The sequence below is a fragment of the Arthrobacter sp. Hor0625 genome (genome assembly GCF_052567525.1).
The window spans coordinates 55,016-72,749 of the sequence record NZ_CP199586.1; the positions used below are offsets into that span (position 1 = coordinate 55,016).

Genomic DNA, 17,734 nt, shown 5'->3' on the forward strand with positions numbered 1-17,734 from the left:
GGACGGGGCCTTCTCTGTTCGGGTCTTCCCTGTTCGGGCCTGCCGTGTTCGGGCCGGCGCCGTGGCCTGCTCTGGCCTCCGGTGCCGGCGGCCTAGCCGGCAGCCTGCGGCGCCGGCGTGCGGGCCAGGCGTTCGAGGGCCGCACGGGCCACTGCCGGGTCCGTGGTGGGCCAGAACGGCGGCAGCGCCGCGCGCAGGAAGGCGCCGTAGCGTTCGGTGGACAGGCGTGAGTCCAGCACGGCCACCACGCCCTTGTCCGACGTCGAGCGGATCAGCCGCCCGGCGCCCTGGGCGAGGCGGATGGCCGCGTGGGTCGCCGAGACGCTCATGAAGCCGTTGCCGCCGGACTGCGCCACGGCGCGGGACCGGGCGGTCATCAGCGGGTCGTCCGGCCGCGGGAACGGGATCCGGTCGATGACCACCAGCCGGCAGGAGTTTCCGGGCACGTCCACGCCCTGCCAGAGCGACATGGTGCCGAAGAGGCAAGTGTCCGGTTCGTCGGCGAACTGCTTGACCAGCGCCGTCATGGTCGATTCGCCCTGGCACAGGATGCTCAGGTCCAGCCGCAGACGCATCGCGTCGGCGGCCTCCTCGGCGGCCCGCCGGGAGGAGAAGAGGCACAGTGCCCCGCCGTTGGAGGCCCGGATCAGCTTTTCCAGCTCGTCAAGGGCTTCCGGGGAGGTGCCGCGGCCTGGTTTGGGCAGGTGCCCGGCCACGTAGAGGATGCCCTGCTGCGGGTAGGCGAAGGGGGAACCGACGTCGACGCCGGTCCAGCTCGGAGCGCCGGGGCCGACCAGGCCCAGTCCCCCGGCAGCAGGCTCGAACGCCGAACCGATGGCCAGCGTCGCCGAGGTCAGCACGACGGTGTGGTCGGCGAAAAGCCCCTCGCGCAGCCGTCCGGCCACGCTGAGCGGGGCGATGTTGATCAACGCGGGCGCGGAGTCGTCCGGCTGGGAGTAGCCCTGCTGCGGGTCGAAGCTGCTGGCGCGGGAAAACCAGACGACTTCCCGGTTTTCCTTGGCGGCGAGCAGCCGCTCGCACAGTTCGAGGATCACCATCAGGCGGGAGCGCGCGAGCTGCCGTCCGCCGTCGGCGGTGACGGAGCTGTCCCCCTTGGAATCCGAAAGCGCGGCGCGGCAGGCGTCCCGGAGCTGGTCCACACAGTCAAGCTGTTCGCTGTTGAGCCCGTTGGGCATCAGCCCGCTGGGCACGCCGGCGATGGCCAGCTCGAGGTTGGCCGCGGCGGTGTTGAGCGCATCGACGGTGATTCCGGTGTGTTTGCGGGCACCTGAGGCTGCGGCGTGCACCATGGCCACGGAAAGCTGCCCGGAGACGGCGCCGGTGACTCGGTCCTGCAGTTCGTGCGCCTCGTCCACGACGACGACGTCGTACTCGGGCAGCACCGCCAGGCCTTCGAACGCGCTGACCGCCAGCATGGCGTGGTTGGTGACCACGACGTCCGCGTCGGCGGCGTTCTGCCGGGCGAGCTCGCTGAAGCACTCGGCGGCGAGCGGGCACTTCTGGGCGCCGAGGCACTCCATGGAGGTCACGGAGACCTGGCGCCAGGCCCGGTCGGTCACCCCGGGCAGGAGTTCATCGCGGTCCCCCGTGGCGGTGTCCTCGGCCCACTCGCGGAGCCGGACCACTTCCTTGCCCAGCTGCGAGGAGGGTCCGCCCATGGCGGCGGCGAAGTGCGGCACCGAGGTGTCCTCGCCGAGCGAAAACAGCTGGCCTTCGGACGGCTCCTCGGAGGGGAACCCGCCCTCGAGTTTGTGCCGGCAGACGTAGTTTGACCTCCCCTTGACCAGGGCGACCTTGACCGGACGGTCCAGTGCGGGGGTGATCGTCTTGAGCAGCCGCGGCAGGTCCCGGCCGACGATCTGGGTCTGCAGGGCGAGGGTGGCGGTCGAGACCAGGGTGGGCTTGTCGCTGCCCAGCGCGTGGGCGATCAGCGGCACCAGGTAGGCCAAGGACTTGCCGGTTCCGGTGCCGGCCTGGACCAGCAGGTGGTCGCCGGATTCAATCGCGCGCGCCACCTGCCGGGCCATCTCGTGCTGGCCTTCACGGCTTTGCCCGCCCATGCCGGCGACCGCCCGGTCGAGCAGGTCAAGAACGAACTGCTCGCCGGACGGTGCGCTGCCGGACGGTGTTTTGCCGGACGGTGCGGTGCCGGGCTCGCCCGGGTCCCCGTCGGGTGAAACCGGATCAGTCATTGCTGACGAAGGAATCCAGTTCGGCCGCGAGCCCTTCGCGGACCATGACGACGGCGCGGGTGCCGCCTTCCTCGTGGTCGAGGCTGAGGATTTCCGCGTCCGTCTCGTGGAGCTTGCTGAGCAGGTCCCCGCGCTGGTACGGGATCATCAGTTCGAGCTTGACGCTGGGCCGCGGGATGCCCTCGCTGATGGCCTTCAGGAGTTCGGGGATGCCCTCCCCGGTCCGGGCCGAGACCACGACGTGGCGGGGTTCGCGCTGCTTGAGCCGTTCGACCACGTAGGGATCCGCGGCGTCCGCCTTGTTCAGGACGATGATCTCCGGCACCTTTCGGGCGTCGACCTCGCTGAACACGGACCGGACGGCCGCGATCTGGCCCTCCGGGTCGGGGTGGGAGACGTCGACGACGTGCAGGATCAAGTCCGCGTCCGCGACCTCCTCCAGGGTGGAGCGGAAGGCTTCGACCAGCTGGGTGGGCAGTGAGCGCACGAACCCGACCGTGTCGGCGAGTGTGTAGCCCAGCCCGTCCTGCGTCTCTGCCTTGCGGACCGTCGGGTCCAGGGTGGCGAACAGGGCGTTCTCCACCAGCACACCGGCGTCGGTCAGGCGGTTCAGCAGGGAGGACTTGCCGGCGTTGGTGTAACCGGCGATGGCTACCGACGGCACCGCATTGCGGCGGCGGTTGGCGCGCTTCGTTTCGCGGGCGGGCTTCATGGCGGCGATTTCGCGCCGCAGCTTGGCCATGCGGGTGCGGATGCGGCGGCGGTCCAGTTCGATCTTCGTCTCACCGGGGCCGCGCGAACCCATGCCCGCGCCGGCGCCGCCGACCTGGCCGCCGGCCTGGCGGGACATCGACTCGCCCCAGCCGCGCAGGCGCGGCAGGAGGTATTCGAGCTGGGCCAGTTCCACCTGGGCCTTGCCCTCGCGGCTCTTGGCGTGCTGGGCGAAAATGTCCAGGATCAGGGCGGTCCGGTCGATCACCTTGACCTTGACGATGTCTTCCAGGGCGCGCCGCTGGGACGGGGCCAGTTCGGCGTCGACGACCACGGTGTCAGCGCCCGTGGACATCACGATGTCCTTGAGCTCCTGGGCCTTGCCCGAGCCCAGGAAGGTTCCCGGGTCCGGCTTGGCGCGGCGCTGGACGAGGCCGTCCAGGACTTCGGAACCGGCGGTCTCGGCCAGGGCGGCGAGTTCGCGCAGCGAGTTCTCGGCGTCGGCCAGGGTGCCTTCGGTCCAGAGCCCGGCGAGGACGACGCGTTCGAGCCGCAACTGCCGGTATTCGACCTCGGTGACGTCTTCGAGTTCGGTGGACAGGCCGGCGGTGCGCCGCAGTGCGTGGCGTTCGGCAAGGTCCTGCTGGTCGCCGTCGTAGCTGCCGTGTTCCTCGTCCAGCCGGGAAATGGCCTGGGCCCGGCCGAGCACGGCCTTGGATTCGCCGGCGGCCCCGGCACCGTCGCGGCGCTCCGGCTTCACGGCGGGGGCGTCCTTGGAGAGGATCCGGTCGATCACTGCCTGGATTTCCGCAGGGCTCATGTCCTGGGCGGCTGAGTCGGATCCGGTGTTGGGCTGGCTGGTCATGTTCTCCTTTGAAGGGTTGGCAATTTCAGGATAGTGCTGTTCGGCGTTCCGTGGCGCGGTATTCGCGCTGGGCTGACTGTTTGGGGTCATCCGTGCCTCCTGGCGTGCCTGCGGTGCTGTGGCCGCGGGCAGGGCGGGCGCTCCGTGGCAGAGCGGTGAATGGGTCCGCCGACGGCGTCGGTGCGCCGGGAGCGGGGGAAGTGGTTCCGTTCAGCCTGTGCCGGCCATGCCGCCGCGGGTCCGGCCGGCCGGAGGGATCCGGCATGGCGGGATTCGAGGAGGCGGAGCTCCAAAGGATGGACTCCAAGTGGATCGGGCGCCGCTCCACGGCCGGACACATCGGTCCGGGTTCACGGTTGGGGGCGCACTGAGCGGAAGGTAGGTACCTGCGTCGCTGCGGGGACGGGCCTTGATAGAGCGGGGCCCGTGCCGGCTACTTGAAGTTCAAGATCATGCCTTTAAGCGTAGCAGAGGGCGGCCCGTGCCCGGCGCCGCGGCCCTGCACCGGACCCGTGTCCGCGCCGGTTTCCCTTAGCCGCCGACGTCGAACTAATCTGGCCAGTTATGGAGTCTGCACACTATTTCAGCGCCCAGCCCGCCGGGCCGTTCACCCGCAAGCCCCTGACCGTGGAGCTGGCCGGCGCCCAGCGGCAGTTGCAGACCTCCTCGGGGATCTTCAGCCCGGACGGCATCGATAAGGGCACCGCCGTCCTGCTGGCCGACGTCCCGTCCCCTGCGCCGCAGGGAAACCTGCTGGACATTGGCTGCGGTTGGGGGCCGATCGCTCTGACCATGGCCCTGAAGGCACCGCACGCGCAGGTGTATGCCGTCGACGTCAACGAGCGCTGCGTGACCCTGACCAACGAGAACGCGGCGCTGCTGGGGCTGGAGAACGTCACGGCCAGCACTCCCGGGGAAGTCGATCCGGAGTTGCGCTTTGACACGATCTGGTCCAATCCGCCGATTCGGATCGGCAAGGATGAACTCCACACCCTGCTGCTGCACTGGCTGCCGCGGCTGGCGCCGGGCGGGTCGGCCTGGCTCGTCGTGCAGAAGAACCTCGGCTCGGACTCGCTTCAGCGCTGGCTGGCAGCCGAGCTGGACAGCAGCTTCACCGTGACCCGCGAGAGCACCTCGAAGTCCTTCCGGATCCTGCGGGTCAGGAAAGCGTCCCGCTAGCGACGATGACGGCGGGGCCGCTGAGCTCGACGTGTTCGTGGCCGTCCGCGGCCACAAAGAATTTCACGCCGACGACGCCGCCGGGCACCGTGACGTTCCAGGTGTCCGGGGAACCCTGGCCGGCCCAGTGCCGAATGGCGACGGCGGCTGCGCAGGCACCGGTGCCGCAGGACTGGGTCTCCCCCACGCCGCGTTCGTGCACGCGCATGGTGATGGCGCCGACGCCGTCGTGGACGAGCGGTTCGGCAGGAACGACGAATTCGACGTTGGTCCCGTGCGGGGGCAGCGGGTCGACGCGCGGCGCCCGGTACAGCTCGGTGGCTTCCAGTTCCGCCTGTTCGGCCAGCGCCACGACGGTGTGCGGGTTGCCCATGCTCACCGACAGCGCGGGCCGGGCCACCTCCAGGCCGTCGGCGCTGACCAGGGAGTCCATGGCCCGGGCGGTCGCTTCGCCGGGGAAGATGAACTCCCACGGGCCCATGTCCACGGCGTAGCCTGCCGCGGTGCGGACCACGGTCTTCACTCCTGCGCGGGTGCCGATGGTCAGCGATTCACCGGCCGGCAGGTCCGCGAGGCCCTCGCTGACGAGGAAGTGCACGAAGACCCGGACTCCGTTGCCGCACATTTCCGAGAGGGACCCGTCGCCGTTGCGGTAGTCCATGAACCACTCGGCGTCGGGGTGCTGCGCGAGCAATTCCCGGCCTTCGGGCAGCATCCGCGAGGGTACGGCGCGGATCAGCCCGTCGCCACCGATGCCGCGGTGCCGATCGCACAGGGCGGCCACCTGTTCGGGGGTGACGGAGAGGGCGCCGTTGGGGTCGGCGATCAGGACGAAGTCGTTGCCGGTGCCGTGGCCCTTGGCGAACTTGAGGCCGGACAGCGCGGCGGTGCCCCCGGCGTCGGGTCGGTCAACGGCCGGGGCAAGGGATTCGTCCATGCTCCTAGGTTACCGGGCGGCGCGGCGGCTCCCCTACCGGCGCCTTCTGCCGGTCCCTGCTACCGGCACCTGCTACCCGGCACCTGCTAGCGGCAGAGGTCTGCGGCTTTGGCCGTCAGCTGCGGATTCTTCCAGTCCAGCCAGTGGATCCGAGGGTCGGCCCGGAACCAGGTCAGCTGGCGGCGGGCGAACTGCCGGGTCGCGACGATGGTCTCCTCCGCGGCCTGCTGCTCGTCGGATTCGCCGTCCACGACTTTGAGGAACTGGGCGTAACCCAGGGCGCGGGCGGCGGTCCGGCCGCGGCGCAGCCCCCGGGCGTCCAGCCGCCGCACCTCCTCGAGCAGACCCCGGTCGACCATGGCGTGGACGCGGGCGGCAAGCCGTTCGCGCAGTTCCTCCCGGTCCACGTCCAGGCCGATCTGCACTGCCGGCTGGAAGTAGGTCCGGGTGGGCATGAAGGAGCTGAAGGGCCGGCCCGTCAGTTCGAAGACTTCCAGGGCGCGGATGACCCGGCGGGCGTCGCCCAGGCGCCCGGCGGACACCGGATCAACCTGTTCCAGCCTGGCCCGGAGCGGGGCCAGGCCCGCCGTGCGTTCCTCCGCCTCGAGGCGCCTGCGGAGAGCCGGGTCCGTGCCGGGGAAGTCCAGGACGTCGAGGGCAGCACGGACGTACAGCCCCGAGCCGCCCGCCAGGATCGCCCGCTTTCCGCGGGCGTGGATGTCAGCGATCGCGGCCCGGGCGCGCTGCTGGAAGTCCGAGACGCTGGCCTCCTCGGTCACGTCGAGGATGTCCAGCAGGTGGTGCGGCACTCCCCGGCGCTCGGCGTCGGTGATTTTGGCGGTGCCGATATCCATCCCGCGGTAGAACTGCATGGCGTCGGCGTTGACCACTTCGCCGTCCAGCTCCAACGCCAAGGCGACGGCGAGGTCGGACTTTCCGGAGCCGGTCGGCCCGACGACGGCAATGACCGGCGGGGCGGCCGGTCCGGCGGGAGGTGCCACGGCCTTAGCGGGCGCGGACCGGAAGGGTGGGCATGCCCAGCGACACTCCGGCGGCTCCGCCCGGGCGTGCGGGCACCGGGGCGCCGCAGGAGTCGGCCTGTGAACGGTCCCAGGCGTCGCCGGCGCGGGAGCGGCGGAGGGCGTAGTCGCCGGCCGTCGCGGGGTCGGCGATCAGGTGGAACGCCGCGGCTTCGGTGATCGTGACGGTGACGAGGTCTCCCGGGCGGGGGGTTTCGGCGCCGTCGGGCACGGAGAAGTGCACCAGCCGCTGGTCCTGGGCGCGGCCGGAGAGACGGTGGGTTTCGCCGGCCTTGCGTCCTGCCTGGGCGGTGACCAGCACCTCGACGCGGCGGCCGAGCTGCCGGGCGTTTTCTTCGGCGGCGATCCGGTCCTGCAGGGCGGTGAGCCGCTCGAAGCGCTCCTGCACCACTGCCTTGGGCAGCTGGTCCGGGAGCTCCGCGGCGGGCGTTCCGGGCCGCTTGGAGTACTGGAAGGTGAACGCCGTGGCGAAGCGGGACTGCTCCACGACGTCGAGGGTGGCCTGGAAGTCCTCCTCGGTTTCGCCCGGGAACCCGACAATGATGTCGGTGGAGATGGCTGCGTGCGGCATCTTCGCCCGCACCTTTTCCAGGATCCCGAGGAACTTTGCAGAGCGGTAGGACCGGCGCATCTCCTTGAGCACCCGGTCCGAGCCGGACTGCAGGGGCATGTGCAGTTGCGGCATCACGTTGGGTGTCTCGGCCATGGCGTCGATGACGTCGTCGGTGAACGCGGCGGGGTGCGGGCTGGTGAACCGGACGCGTTCCAGGCCGGGAATGTCACCGCAGGCGCGCAGCAGCTTCGAGAATGCCTGGCGGTCGCCGAACTCCACGCCGTAGGAGTTCACGTTCTGGCCCAGCAGGGTGACTTCTATGGCGCCGTCGTCGACGAGCGCCTGGATCTCGGCGAGGATGTCGCCGGGCCGGCGGTCCTTTTCCTTGCCGCGCAGGGACGGAACGATGCAGAAGGTGCAGGTGTTGTTGCAGCCGACGGAAATGGAGACCCAGCCGGCGTACACCGAGTCCCGTTTGGTGGGCAGCGTCGAGGGGAAGACATCCAGCGACTCCAGGATCTCCAGCTGCGCCTCGTCGTTGTGGCGGGCGCGGTCCAGCAGGGCCGGCAGGGCGCCGACGTTGTGGGTGCCGAACACCGCATCGACCCACGGGGCCTTCTTCAGGATGGCCTCGCGGTCTTTCTGCGCCAGGCAGCCGCCCACGGCGATCTGCATGCCCGGGTTCTCCTCTTTGACCGGGCGCAGGATGCCGAGATTGCCGTAGAGCTTGTTGTCGGCGTTTTCCCGCACCGCACAGGTGTTGAAGACGACGACGTCGGCGAGTTCGCCCTCGGACCGGACGTACCCGGCCGCCTCGAGCAGTCCGGACATCCGTTCGGAATCGTGCACGTTCATCTGGCACCCGAAGGTCCGCACCTGATAGGTGCGCGCCGCGGTGGCTGGCGTGGAAGGTGATCCGGCTGGGGAGGGAATGGTCAAACTCACCCGTTAAGGGTACCGGGTCGGGAGGCTGCCCGGGCCAGTTGCCGGCCGGTCCGCCGGTGGGCCCTCAGTCGCCGTCCTCCGGCTCGTCGAGGGCAGCGTCCAGCACTTCCCCGACAACCCGGAACGCCACCGCCGGCGGGTAGCCCTTGCGCGCGAGCATGGAGGCGAGCCGGCGGACGGTCTTGTCCCGCTCCGCAGGATCCTCCAGCCCGCGCACATTCCGCACCTTGCGCTCGACCAGTTCCCGGGCGGCCGCGGCTTCATCCTCGTCGCTGACCTGCTCGAGGGCGGCGGCGGCCGTCTCCGGGTCGATGCCTTTGTCGGCCAGTTCCCGGCGCAGCGCACCCCTGGCCAGCTTCCGGTGCTGCGACCGGCTCCGGACCCACATGTCCGCGAAGTCGGCATCGTCCACGAGCCGGGCGGCCTCGAAGCGGTCCAGCACGGCCTCCGCGACGTCCTCCGGGATGTTCCGTTCGGCCAGCTTGCGGGACAGCTGCAGGCGGCTTTTGGGCGAGGCGGTCAGCTGACGGAGGATGATCGCCCGGGCCGCCGCAGCAGGATCCGCGTCGGCATCCTGCTCCGGCGCCGGCGGCTTAGAAGCCGTCAACGGCCTTCAGCTTCGGGGACTCCTCCGTCTCGGCAGCCTTCACACCGACACCGAGCTTTTCCTTGATCAGGCGCTCGAGCTCTGCGGCGAGCTCCGGGTTGTCGCGGAGGAACCGGCGGGAGTTCTCCATGCCCTGGCCCAGCTGGTCGCCGTCGTAGGTGAACCACGAGCCGGATTTCTTGATCAGGCCGTGCTCGACACCCATGTCGATGATGCCGCCCTCGCGGGAGATGCCCTGGCCGTAGATGATGTCGAACTCGGCGATCTTGAAGGGCGGGGCCATCTTGTTCTTGACGATCTTCGCCTTGGTCCGGTTGCCGACCGAGTCCGCGCCTTCCTTCAGGGTCTGGATGCGGCGGACGTCGATACGGATCGAGGCGTAGAACTTCAGCGCCTTGCCACCCGTGGTGGTTTCCGGCGAGCCGAAGAACACGCCGATCTTTTCACGCAGCTGGTTGATGAAGATCGCGGTGGTCTTGGTCTGGCTCAACCGGCCGGTGATCTTACGCAGCGCCTGGCTCATGAGGCGGGCCTGCAGGCCGACGTGGCTGTCGCCCATGTCGCCTTCGATTTCGGCGCGCGGCACCAGGGCGGCCACGGAGTCGATGACAATGACGTCGAGCGAGCCCGAGCCGACCAGCATGTCCATGATTTCCAGCGCCTGTTCACCGGTGTCCGGCTGGGAGACGAGCAGCGCGTCGGTGTCGACGCCAAGCTTGGCGGCGTATTCGGGGTCAAGGGCGTGCTCGGCGTCGATGAACGCGGCGATACCACCCTGGCGCTGGGCGTTCGCGACAGCGTGCAGGGCGACGGTGGTCTTACCGGAGGATTCGGGGCCGTAGATCTCCACGACGCGGCCGCGGGGCAGGCCGCCAATGCCGAGCGCGACGTCCAATGCGATGGAACCGGTCGGGATGACTTCGATGGGCGCGCGGACTTCATCGCCCAGGCGCATCACCGAGCCCTTGCCGAACTGCTTATCGATCTGGGCAAGCGCTGCGTCGAGCGCCTTCTGGCGATCCGGGGCTGCAGCCATGGTTCACACCTCTGATACTTTCTCGCTGGAGAGCGGCCGCCTGGGCCGTTGCTATGTCATCACTGACGCTAGTGGCAGCCACCGACAAAGTAGCGGCCGCCGTCGCGTATGTGGAAAAACGCTCTGAAAAAAGCATAGCCGGACCCGAACAGATATTCGAACAATCCCGCGGCGTGTCCGGCCTGCCGCAGTCCCTGCCCCGCCACGGGCGGGGCCGTCAGCGCGGCTTGACGTCCCGGCCCAGCCGCCGCTCGGCGGGAACGTCCTGTACGTCGCACAGGGCCAGCCAGACCTGCTTGGGCGGCACGCCCGCGCTGAGGGCCTGGTCCGCGGTTCTGCCGCCGACGCCGGCCAGCACAAGGGAACTGCTCAGGACACGGGAGTACCCCGCGCCGAACTCGTCATCCATAAGCCGCCAGAAGTCGCTGATCCTCACCCGTAAAGTCTCTCACGGGCCCGGACCCTAGAATGGTTGCTATGAGCAACCCACACGGCGCTGACCCCGATCCGGCGCGCACTTCCGGGACCGGCGGGGACTCCGCGGAGCAGGCGGTCGCCGACGTCGAACGCCAGCTCAGCCTGCTGTGGCGGCGGGCGCGCTCGATGTCCCAGCAGCTCTCCCGGCAGGTCCACCCCGAGATGGAACCGGCCGCCTACGGCCTGCTGTCGGTGCTCCGGGCCCGGGGCCCGATCCGGTTGACCGAGCTGGCCTCCTGCATCGGCGTCGGCAAGCCCTCGGTCAGCCGGCAGGTCGCCTTCCTTGAGGGCCTCGGCCTGGTTTCCAAGCAGGCCGATCCGCTGGACGGCCGCGCCCAGGCGATCAGCCTGACGCCGCGGGGCGAGGAGCAGATGCACCTGGTCCAGGACGCCCGGCGCGAGGTCTTCCGCGAGCGGTTGGCCGAGTGGCCGGCCGCCGAGCTGGAAGCGTTTGCCGGCTACATGGCCAAGCTCAACGCCAGCTACGAGCGTGACGGTTTCCCGCGCGACGACGGCCTGTAGGACCGCCGGACCGCCCGGCGCAAAACCGCCGATGCAGAAACAACGAAGGTCCCCGGCACACCGCCGGGGACCTTCTATCGTTTGGGGGTACGGGGCCTAGCGGGCCCCGGAGAGCAGGCCGGTGGCCAGCTCGTCGTTCAGCTCGGTGTTGAGCTCACGGTCCAGGTCACGGCCGTAGCGCTGGGCGAATTCCTGCGGCACGGTGTCCGGAACGGCAACACCTTCGGCCACGGCGACGCGGTCGCTGACTTCGCGCAGCATGCTAGACAGCGGGACATCGAGGGCCGAGCAGATCGAGGACAGCAGCTCCGAGGAGGCTTCCTTCTGGCCGCGCTCCACTTCACTCAGGTAGCCCAGGGAGACCCGGGCACTGTGCGAGACTTCGCGGAGGGTACGGCCTTGGCGCTGGCGGACATCGCGCAGGACATCACCGATTTCGTGACGAAGTACAACCATCTTGCGCTCCTTCTGTTCGCTCTGTGCCTGATCGGCGAGGCCCACATCCTTCCAGCGGACAACGCCGTTTACGGATACGGGCTGCTTTACCATCTGTATCGCCTTGCTCCCTCGTTGGTCTGGTCCGCGGTTGGGCCGCGAACGCTGTAATGCTTTCATCCTAGGCGCCACCCTTCTTCCGGGGCGACACAATGTAACAACTATTCGGGTGGAACTTTTGTTCCCGGCAACTTTACCCGCGGTAGCTTCCCGGGGACAGGGCGGTGAGCAGGCGTTCGAGGGCGGCGCCGCAGGCCGCCGCCCGGATCTCCTGGCGGCTGCCGTCGAAGTGGTAGGCGTAGGAGGTGGCGCCGTCCGCGGTGGCGAGCCCGATGAACACGGTGCCCACGTCCTTGCCGTCGTGCGGTTCGGGTCCCGCCACTCCGGTGGTGGCGACGCCGACGTCGGCCCCGCAGGCGGTGCGCGCACCGGCCGCCATCGCGGCGGCGACCTTCCCGTCGACCGATCCGACGGCGTCGAGAAGCTCGCGCGGGACGCCGAGGAGGTCCGCCTTGACCGAATTGGCGTAGGAGATGACGCCGCCCTGCAGCATCGCGGAGGCGCCGGGAGTGTCGGCCAGCACGGCGCCGACCATTCCCGCGGTCAGGGACTCGGCCGTGGCGACCGTCAGGCCGCGCGCGACCGCCTCGCCGACCGCCTGCGCGGCAAGGCGGTGCAGGTTGGGGTGGGCGCCCGGCCGGGCGTCGGGCTCCGGGTGGTTCACGGGGCGCCCTCGTTCAACTGCTGCTTCCGGGCCCGGATCCCGCTGGCCCGCAGCTTCAGGGCCTCGACGGTGTATTCGGCGCCGGTCCAGACGGTGATCGCCAGGGCCGCCATCATGACGGCGAAGGCCACGAAGCCGAGCCAGGGTGCAATGGCCGCGAGCGGCATGACGTACAGGAAGATCGCGACGGTCTGAACCACGGTCTTGAGCTTTCCGCCGCGGGAGGCCGGAATGACGCCGTAGCGGATGACGAAGAAGCGCAGCGCCGTCACACCCCATTCGCGGACCAGGATCAGGGCCGTGACCCACCAGGGCAGCTCGCCCAGGAGGGAGAGCATGACCAGGGCGGAACCGATCAGGAGTTTGTCCGCAATGGGGTCAGCGATCTTGCCGAAGTCCGTGACCAGGCCGCGGCTGCGGGCGATGTCGCCGTCGAGTTTGTCCGTGTAGATAGCCACCGCGAAGGCGACGACGGCGGCCCAGCGCCAGACGCCGTTGCCCGCCTGCAGCCCGGGGGCGTCAAGGATGAGGAACCACACGAAGAAGGGGACCAGCGCGATCCGCAGCATCGTGAGGATGTTCGGCAGGTTCCAGATCCGCGGGGCGGACCCGGCGTTGGTTTCGGCGCTCGTCACCCTCCTAGGCTACCGTCCGGTGAGGGACCAGGCGTCCTCGGAACCCTCGTCGTCGTCGCCGGGCCCGTCGGCTCCGTCGTAGTAGTCGACGCTCTGGGTGCGGTTGTCCAGGTCGGCGGCGACCAGGTCTTCGGCGTAGCCGCCCTGGGCGATGTTGGCGTTGGCGTTGTCGCTGAGGGCGGCGGTCTGCGAGTCGCCCGGGGCCGGGCCGTCCTGGCCCTTCATGGCGGCCAGCACGGCCGCGAGGTCGTCGGGCTTGACCAGGACGTCGCGGGCCTTGGAGCCTTCCGAGGGTCCCACCACTCCCCTGGATTCCAGCAGGTCCATCAGGCGGCCGGCCTTGGCGAAGCCAACGCGGAGCTTGCGCTGCAGCATCGAGGTGGAGCCGAACTGCGTGGTGACCACGAGTTCGGTGGCCTGCAGCAGGACCTCGAGGTCGTCTCCGATGTCGTCGTCGATCTGCTTCTTCTGCGTCTCGGGGGCAACATCGTCGCGGTAGACGGCCTTCAGCTGGCCCTTGACGTGCTCGACGACCTTGTGGATCTCGGATTCGGTGACCCAGGCGCCCTGCACACGCATGGCCTTGGACGCGCCCATCGGCAGGAAGAGCGCGTCGCCCTGGCCGATCAGCTTCTCGGCTCCGGGCTGGTCCAGGACCACGCGGGAGTCGGTGACGGAGGAGGTGGCGAAGGCCATCCGGGACGGGACGTTGGCCTTGATCAGGCCGGTGACGACGTCGACGGAAGGCCGCTGGGTGGCGAGCACCAGGTGGATGCCGGCGGCGCGGGCCAGCTGGGTGATGCGCACGATCGAGTCTTCGACGTCGCGAGGGGCGACCATCATGAGGTCGGCGAGTTCGTCCACGATCACCAGCAGGTACGGGTACGGGCGGATGACGCGCTTGGAGCCCTCCGGCGGGTGGACCTTCCCGGCCCGGACGGCCTTGTTGAAGTCGTCGATGTGCTTGAACCCGTAATTGGCGAGGTCGTCGTAGCGGGCGTCCATTTCCCGGACCACCCACTGCAGGGCCTCGGCGGCCTTCTTGGGGTTGGTGATGATCGGGGTGATCAGGTGCGGGACGCCCTCGTAGGCGGTCAGTTCCACGCGTTTGGGGTCCACCATGACCATGCGGACCTCATCCGGGGTGGCGCGCATCAGGATCGAGGTGATCATGGAGTTCACGAACGAGGACTTACCGGCGCCGGTGGCGCCGGCCACCAGCAGGTGCGGCATCTTGGCGAGGTTCGCGACGACGTAGCCGCCTTCGACGTCCTTGCCGACACCCATCACCATGGGGTGGTCGGTGCGGCGGGCGTTCTGGCTGCGCAGCACGTCGCCGAGCGAGACGGTCTCACGGTCCGTGTTGGGGATCTCGATACCGATCGCGGACTTGCCCGGAATGGGGCTCAGGATCCGCACATCAGAGCTCGCCACGGCGTAGGAAATGTTCTTGGACAGGGCGGTGACGCGTTCGACCTTGGTGCCGGGCGAGAGCTCGATCTCGTAGCGGGTGACCGTGGGACCGCGGCTGAAGCCGGTCACCGTGGCGTCCACGTTGAACTGCTGCAAGGTGTCGGTCAGGGCGGCAACGACGGCGTCGTTGGCCTCGGTGCGCTCCTTGGGAATGGAGCCGGGGGTCAGGAAGTCCGATGCCGGCAGCGTGTAGGTGACGTCGCCGGCAAGGGAGAGCTGCTCGGTGCGCTGCGGGATCGGGGTGGGCAGCGGTGCCGGCGCGACTGGGTTCGACGGGACCTTCGGGGCTGCCGCGGCCACGGAGCCGGCAGCGGCCATGCCGGGCGTGACCAGCGGGATCGCCTCCGTAGCGTTGTCTCCCCCGGTGCCGGCCGCCGCGCCCAGGCCCTGGGCGGCCTTGATCTTTTCGACCGCGATTTCGGCCTGGGTGGGCCGCCGCACGCCGGGCGCGACGTCGGGCCCCTTGCGGGATCCCTTGCCGGATGCGGCGGCGGGTTCGTCCTCGTCGTCGACGACGGCGTGTTCGAACGCCTCGTCCCCGACGTAGCCCTCCAGCCGGGCGTCGCCGTCGTCGTCCTTGCCGAAGAGGCGTTTGCGCTTCTTCTTGGGCGCGGGGGCGTCGTTCTCATAGAGGTAGCTGCGGTCGTGGGCGTCGTACTCCCCCTGCTCCTGCAGGTCGATGCCCATCAGGTGCTCGTAGCCGCTGCGCAGCCGGGAGGGGATTGCGCCGAAGGGCGTGGCGGTGACGATCAGCAGCGAGGTGAAGGCAAGCAGGGAGTAGAAGGCCACCGGGACGGCCGGGTGGATGGTGGCCAGCGGCGCGGCGGCGAGGTAGCCGAGCATGCCGCCTGCCCGGCGGAGACCGTCGAAACCGTCAACCACCGTGGGCTGGCCGCCGATGATGTGGGCCAGACCGGAGCCGGCGAAGGCCATGATGAGGAAGCCGATGCCGATCCGGTTGTTGCCGCGGCCGTCGACCGGCTGGCGGAACAGCCGGAACGCGCAGACGAAGAGCATCAGCGGCAGCAGCAGCGACATCCAGCCGAACGTGCCGTTGACGATGCTGTAAACCAGGTCCGGGAACCAGCCCTGGAAGCCCCACCACGCGAACGTGGCGATGAAGACGCCGAGGGCGAGGTTGAACAGGGCGGCGCCGTCGCGGCGTTCCGCCGGGTCGAGGTCGCTGACGTCGGAGCCGATGCGCCGGACGCCGGCGCCGACCACGTGGCCCACGCCCAGCCAGGCACCGGCCACGATCCGCACCAGCCAGGGCTGGCGCGGTTCGACGGCGGCCAACTGGCGGGTCCTGGCGGTCCCCTGTGGGCGGCTGGATTTGGATGCGGCCGCGCCGGAACCCCGGGCCTGGGAACTGCCGGATTTGCCGCTGGAGGTGCCGCGTGAACTGCCGCTGGAGCTACCCCTAGGCGCGGAGGAAGTGCGAGTCGCCATACCCGCTACGGTACCCGACGGGCACCCGGTTTCCCCGGATTTCCGGGCCGGGCGGGACCATGTTGGAACGCCGTCGGCCTCCCCCGCGGGCCGCCGCACGGTGGCGGGGGCCGGCCGGGGAGGCCGAAGGTGTGGTGCTGTGCTGCCGGGACTACGCTTCCAGGACCACCGGGATGATCATGGGCTTGCGGCGCAGCTTGCGGTTGACCCAGGTCCCGATAACGCGGCGGACGACCTGCTGCAGCTGCTGGGTCGTGTGGTCGCGGTTCTGGACGGCTTCCTCGAGGGCGGCGTTGATCTTCGGGATGATTTCGTCGAAGACCGAATCATCCTCGGCCACACCGCGGGCGTGGATTTCCGGGCCGGAGACGACCTTGCCCGTGGCGCGGTGGATGACGGTGACGATCGAAATGAAGCCCTCGTCGCCAAGGGTCTGGCGGTCCTTGAGGTCCGCTTCGGTGACTTCACCGACGCTGGAGCCGTCCACGTAGACGAAGCCCACCTCGACCTGGCCGACGATGTCGGCCTGGTGGTCGCGGAGGTCGATCACGGTGCCGTTGTCGGCCAGCAGGATGCTTTCCTCCGGAACGCCGGATTCGAGGGCGATCTTGCCGTTGGCGATCAGGTGGCGCGTCTCGCCGTGCACCGGCATGGCGTTGAGCGGTTCAAGGATGTTGTAGCAGTACAGGAGCTCGCCCGCGGCCGCGTGGCCGGAGACGTGGACCTTGGCGTTGCCCTTGTGGATGACGTCGGCACCGAGCTTGAGCAGCCCGTTGATGATGCGGAAGACGGCGTTCTCGTTGCCCGGGATCAGGCTGGAGGCGAGGATCACGGTGTCGCCCTGGCCGACGACGACGCGGTGGTCCCCGTTGGCCATGCGGGACAGCGCGGCCATCGGCTCGCCCTGGGAGCCGGTGGACATCAGGACCACACGGTTGTCCGGCAGGTTGTCGATGTTCTTGATGTCCACGAGGATGCCGGCGGGGACCTCAAGGTAGCCGAGCTTCGCCGCGATGGCCATGTTGCGCACCATGGAGCGGCCGACAAAGGCGACCTTGCGGTTGTGGTTGGCGGCGGCGTCGAGGACCTGCTGGACACGGTGGACGTGCGAGGAGAACGAGGCCACGATGATCCGCTTGGATGCCTGGCCGAAGAGCCGGTCCAGGGTGGGACCGATTTCCTTTTCCGCGGTGGTGAAGCCGGGAACGTCCGCGTTCGTGGAGTCGGACATGAACAGGTCCACGCCTTCCTCGCCGAGCTTGGCGAAGTGGCGCAGGTCGGTGATCCGGCCGTCGAGGGGCAACTGGTCCATCTTGAAGTCGCCGGTGTGCAGCACGGTGCCGCCGGCGGTGCGCAGGAAGACCGCGAGGGCGTCCGGGATCGAGTGGTTGACGGCCACGAACTCGCATTCGAAGGGGCCGAGCTTCTGGATCTGGCCTTCGGTCACGACCTGGGTGTTCGGCCGGATCCGGTGTTCCTGGAGCTTCGCTTCGATCAGCGCCAGCGTCAGCTGGGAGCCGACGATGGGAATGTCGTTGCGCAGGCGCAGCAGGTAGGGAACGGCGCCGATGTGGTCCTCGTGGCCGTGGGTGAGGATCACGGCGACGATGTCGTCGACGCGGTTCTCGATGTAGGAGAAGTCCGGCAGGATCAGGTCGACACCGGGCTGGGTTTCCTCCGGGAAGAGGACGCCGCAGTCGACAACGAGCAGCTTGCCGTCGATTTCGAAAACGGTCATGTTGCGGCCGATCTCGCCGAGGCCGCCGAGCGGAACGATCCGCAGGGTGTTCCTAGGCAGCTTCGGCGGCGTGACAAGGCCGGGCAGGGCGGTTTGGGTCATAGTGCACTACTTTCCAGGCGGGGCAGGAGGCGT

15 protein-coding genes are annotated in these 17,734 nt (G+C 69.3%); 2 read left to right on the top strand and 13 right to left on the bottom strand.

The annotated features are described in order from the left end of the window. Positions 1-92 precede the first annotated feature (92 nt). On the bottom strand, positions 93-2,213 hold the full coding sequence (locus tag ACTWLI_RS00275; protein WP_445154749.1) for an ATP-dependent DNA helicase: 2,121 nt from the start codon (positions 2,211-2,213) through the stop codon (positions 93-95). Then, positions 2,206-3,789, bottom strand: coding sequence for a GTPase HflX (gene hflX, locus ACTWLI_RS00280; RefSeq protein ID WP_445154750.1), 1,584 nt, complete (start codon positions 3,787-3,789; stop codon positions 2,206-2,208). The genes ACTWLI_RS00275 and hflX overlap by 8 nt, the downstream gene beginning before the upstream one ends. Before the next feature lie 564 nt (positions 3,790-4,353). Between hflX and ACTWLI_RS00285 the strand changes: the two genes are divergently transcribed. Beyond that, complete coding sequence (locus ACTWLI_RS00285) at positions 4,354-4,968, top strand: class I SAM-dependent methyltransferase (protein ID WP_445154751.1); 615 nt, start codon at positions 4,354-4,356, stop codon at positions 4,966-4,968. Here ACTWLI_RS00285 and dapF read toward each other — a convergent pair. The 6 genes from dapF to ACTWLI_RS00315 form a co-directional block, all read right to left on the bottom strand. Further along, on the bottom strand, positions 4,949-5,905 hold the full coding sequence (gene dapF, locus ACTWLI_RS00290) for a diaminopimelate epimerase (protein ID WP_445154752.1): 957 nt from the start codon (positions 5,903-5,905) through the stop codon (positions 4,949-4,951). The two genes, ACTWLI_RS00285 and dapF, sit on opposite strands and share 20 nt — an antisense overlap. An 86-nt stretch (positions 5,906-5,991) precedes the next feature. After that, positions 5,992-6,906, bottom strand: a complete 915-nt coding sequence (gene miaA / locus ACTWLI_RS00295; RefSeq protein WP_445154753.1) for a tRNA (adenosine(37)-N6)-dimethylallyltransferase MiaA — start codon at positions 6,904-6,906, stop codon at positions 5,992-5,994. Between the two features lie 4 nt (positions 6,907-6,910). Continuing rightward, positions 6,911-8,443: a tRNA (N6-isopentenyl adenosine(37)-C2)-methylthiotransferase MiaB gene (gene miaB / locus ACTWLI_RS00300; RefSeq protein WP_445154754.1), complete on the bottom strand. Its 1,533-nt coding sequence runs from the start codon at positions 8,441-8,443 to the stop codon at positions 6,911-6,913. A 64-nt stretch (positions 8,444-8,507) separates the two neighbouring features. Beyond that, positions 8,508-9,050 (bottom strand): regulatory protein RecX, encoded by a 543-nt coding sequence (locus ACTWLI_RS00305; protein WP_445154755.1) that lies wholly within the window; start codon positions 9,048-9,050, stop codon positions 8,508-8,510. Next, a complete protein-coding gene (recA, locus tag ACTWLI_RS00310) occupies positions 9,037-10,086 on the bottom strand; it encodes a recombinase RecA (protein WP_056740637.1) in 1,050 nt (349 codons plus the stop codon). The genes ACTWLI_RS00305 and recA overlap by 14 nt, the downstream gene beginning before the upstream one ends. Positions 10,087-10,303: 217 nt before the next feature. Further along, entirely contained in the window at positions 10,304-10,522 is a 219-nt protein-coding gene (locus tag ACTWLI_RS00315) for a DUF3046 domain-containing protein (RefSeq protein ID WP_056740635.1), read from the bottom strand. Between the two features lie 41 nt (positions 10,523-10,563). Here ACTWLI_RS00315 and ACTWLI_RS00320 point away from each other — a divergent pair, with 41 nt between their 5' ends. After that, the gene (locus ACTWLI_RS00320; RefSeq protein WP_445154756.1) at positions 10,564-11,085 is read left to right on the top strand and encodes a MarR family winged helix-turn-helix transcriptional regulator; all 522 of its coding nucleotides are present in this window, start codon (positions 10,564-10,566) and stop codon (positions 11,083-11,085) included. 96 nt (positions 11,086-11,181) lie between these two features. Here the strand turns inward: ACTWLI_RS00320 and ACTWLI_RS00325 are convergent, their stop codons facing one another. The 5 genes from ACTWLI_RS00325 to ACTWLI_RS00345 form a co-directional block, all read right to left on the bottom strand. Further along, on the bottom strand, positions 11,182-11,634 hold the full coding sequence (locus ACTWLI_RS00325) for a helix-turn-helix domain-containing protein (protein ID WP_056740626.1): 453 nt from the start codon (positions 11,632-11,634) through the stop codon (positions 11,182-11,184). 139 nt (positions 11,635-11,773) lie between these two features. Continuing rightward, on the bottom strand, positions 11,774-12,304 hold the full coding sequence (locus ACTWLI_RS00330) for a CinA family protein (RefSeq protein WP_445154757.1): 531 nt from the start codon (positions 12,302-12,304) through the stop codon (positions 11,774-11,776). Further along, positions 12,301-12,939 carry a CDP-diacylglycerol--glycerol-3-phosphate 3-phosphatidyltransferase gene (pgsA, locus tag ACTWLI_RS00335; protein WP_445154758.1) on the bottom strand — a complete coding sequence of 213 codons (639 nt, stop codon included), beginning with the start codon at positions 12,937-12,939 and terminating at the stop codon, positions 12,301-12,303. Before pgsA ends, ACTWLI_RS00330 begins: the two co-directional genes overlap by 4 nt. A gap of 9 nt (positions 12,940-12,948) precedes the next feature. After that, positions 12,949-15,861, bottom strand: a complete 2,913-nt coding sequence (locus ACTWLI_RS00340) for a DNA translocase FtsK (protein WP_445154759.1) — start codon at positions 15,859-15,861, stop codon at positions 12,949-12,951. A gap of 151 nt (positions 15,862-16,012) precedes the next feature. Continuing rightward, a complete protein-coding gene (locus ACTWLI_RS00345; RefSeq protein WP_445154760.1) occupies positions 16,013-17,701 on the bottom strand; it encodes a ribonuclease J in 1,689 nt (562 codons plus the stop codon). Between the last annotated feature and the right edge of the window lie 33 nt (positions 17,702-17,734).

Excerpts from the sequence above, each read along its gene's own strand:
- ACTWLI_RS00275 (WP_445154749.1), bottom strand. The coding sequence starts at position 2,213 with ATGACTGATCCGGTTTCACCCGACGGGGACCCGGGCGAGCCCGGCACC.
- hflX (WP_445154750.1), bottom strand. The coding sequence starts at position 3,789 with ATGACCAGCCAGCCCAACACCGGATCCGACTCAGCCGCCCAGGACATG.
- ACTWLI_RS00285 (WP_445154751.1), top strand. The coding sequence starts at position 4,354 with ATGGAGTCTGCACACTATTTCAGCGCCCAGCCCGCCGGGCCGTTCACC.
- dapF (WP_445154752.1), bottom strand. The coding sequence starts at position 5,905 with ATGGACGAATCCCTTGCCCCGGCCGTTGACCGACCCGACGCCGGGGGC.
- recA (WP_056740637.1), bottom strand. The coding sequence starts at position 10,086 with ATGGCTGCAGCCCCGGATCGCCAGAAGGCGCTCGACGCAGCGCTTGCC.
- ACTWLI_RS00320 (WP_445154756.1), top strand. The coding sequence starts at position 10,564 with ATGAGCAACCCACACGGCGCTGACCCCGATCCGGCGCGCACTTCCGGG.
- ACTWLI_RS00325 (WP_056740626.1), bottom strand. The coding sequence starts at position 11,634 with ATGGTAAAGCAGCCCGTATCCGTAAACGGCGTTGTCCGCTGGAAGGAT.
- ACTWLI_RS00340 (WP_445154759.1), bottom strand. The coding sequence starts at position 15,861 with ATGGCGACTCGCACTTCCTCCGCGCCTAGGGGTAGCTCCAGCGGCAGT.
- ACTWLI_RS00345 (WP_445154760.1), bottom strand. The coding sequence starts at position 17,701 with ATGACCCAAACCGCCCTGCCCGGCCTTGTCACGCCGCCGAAGCTGCCT.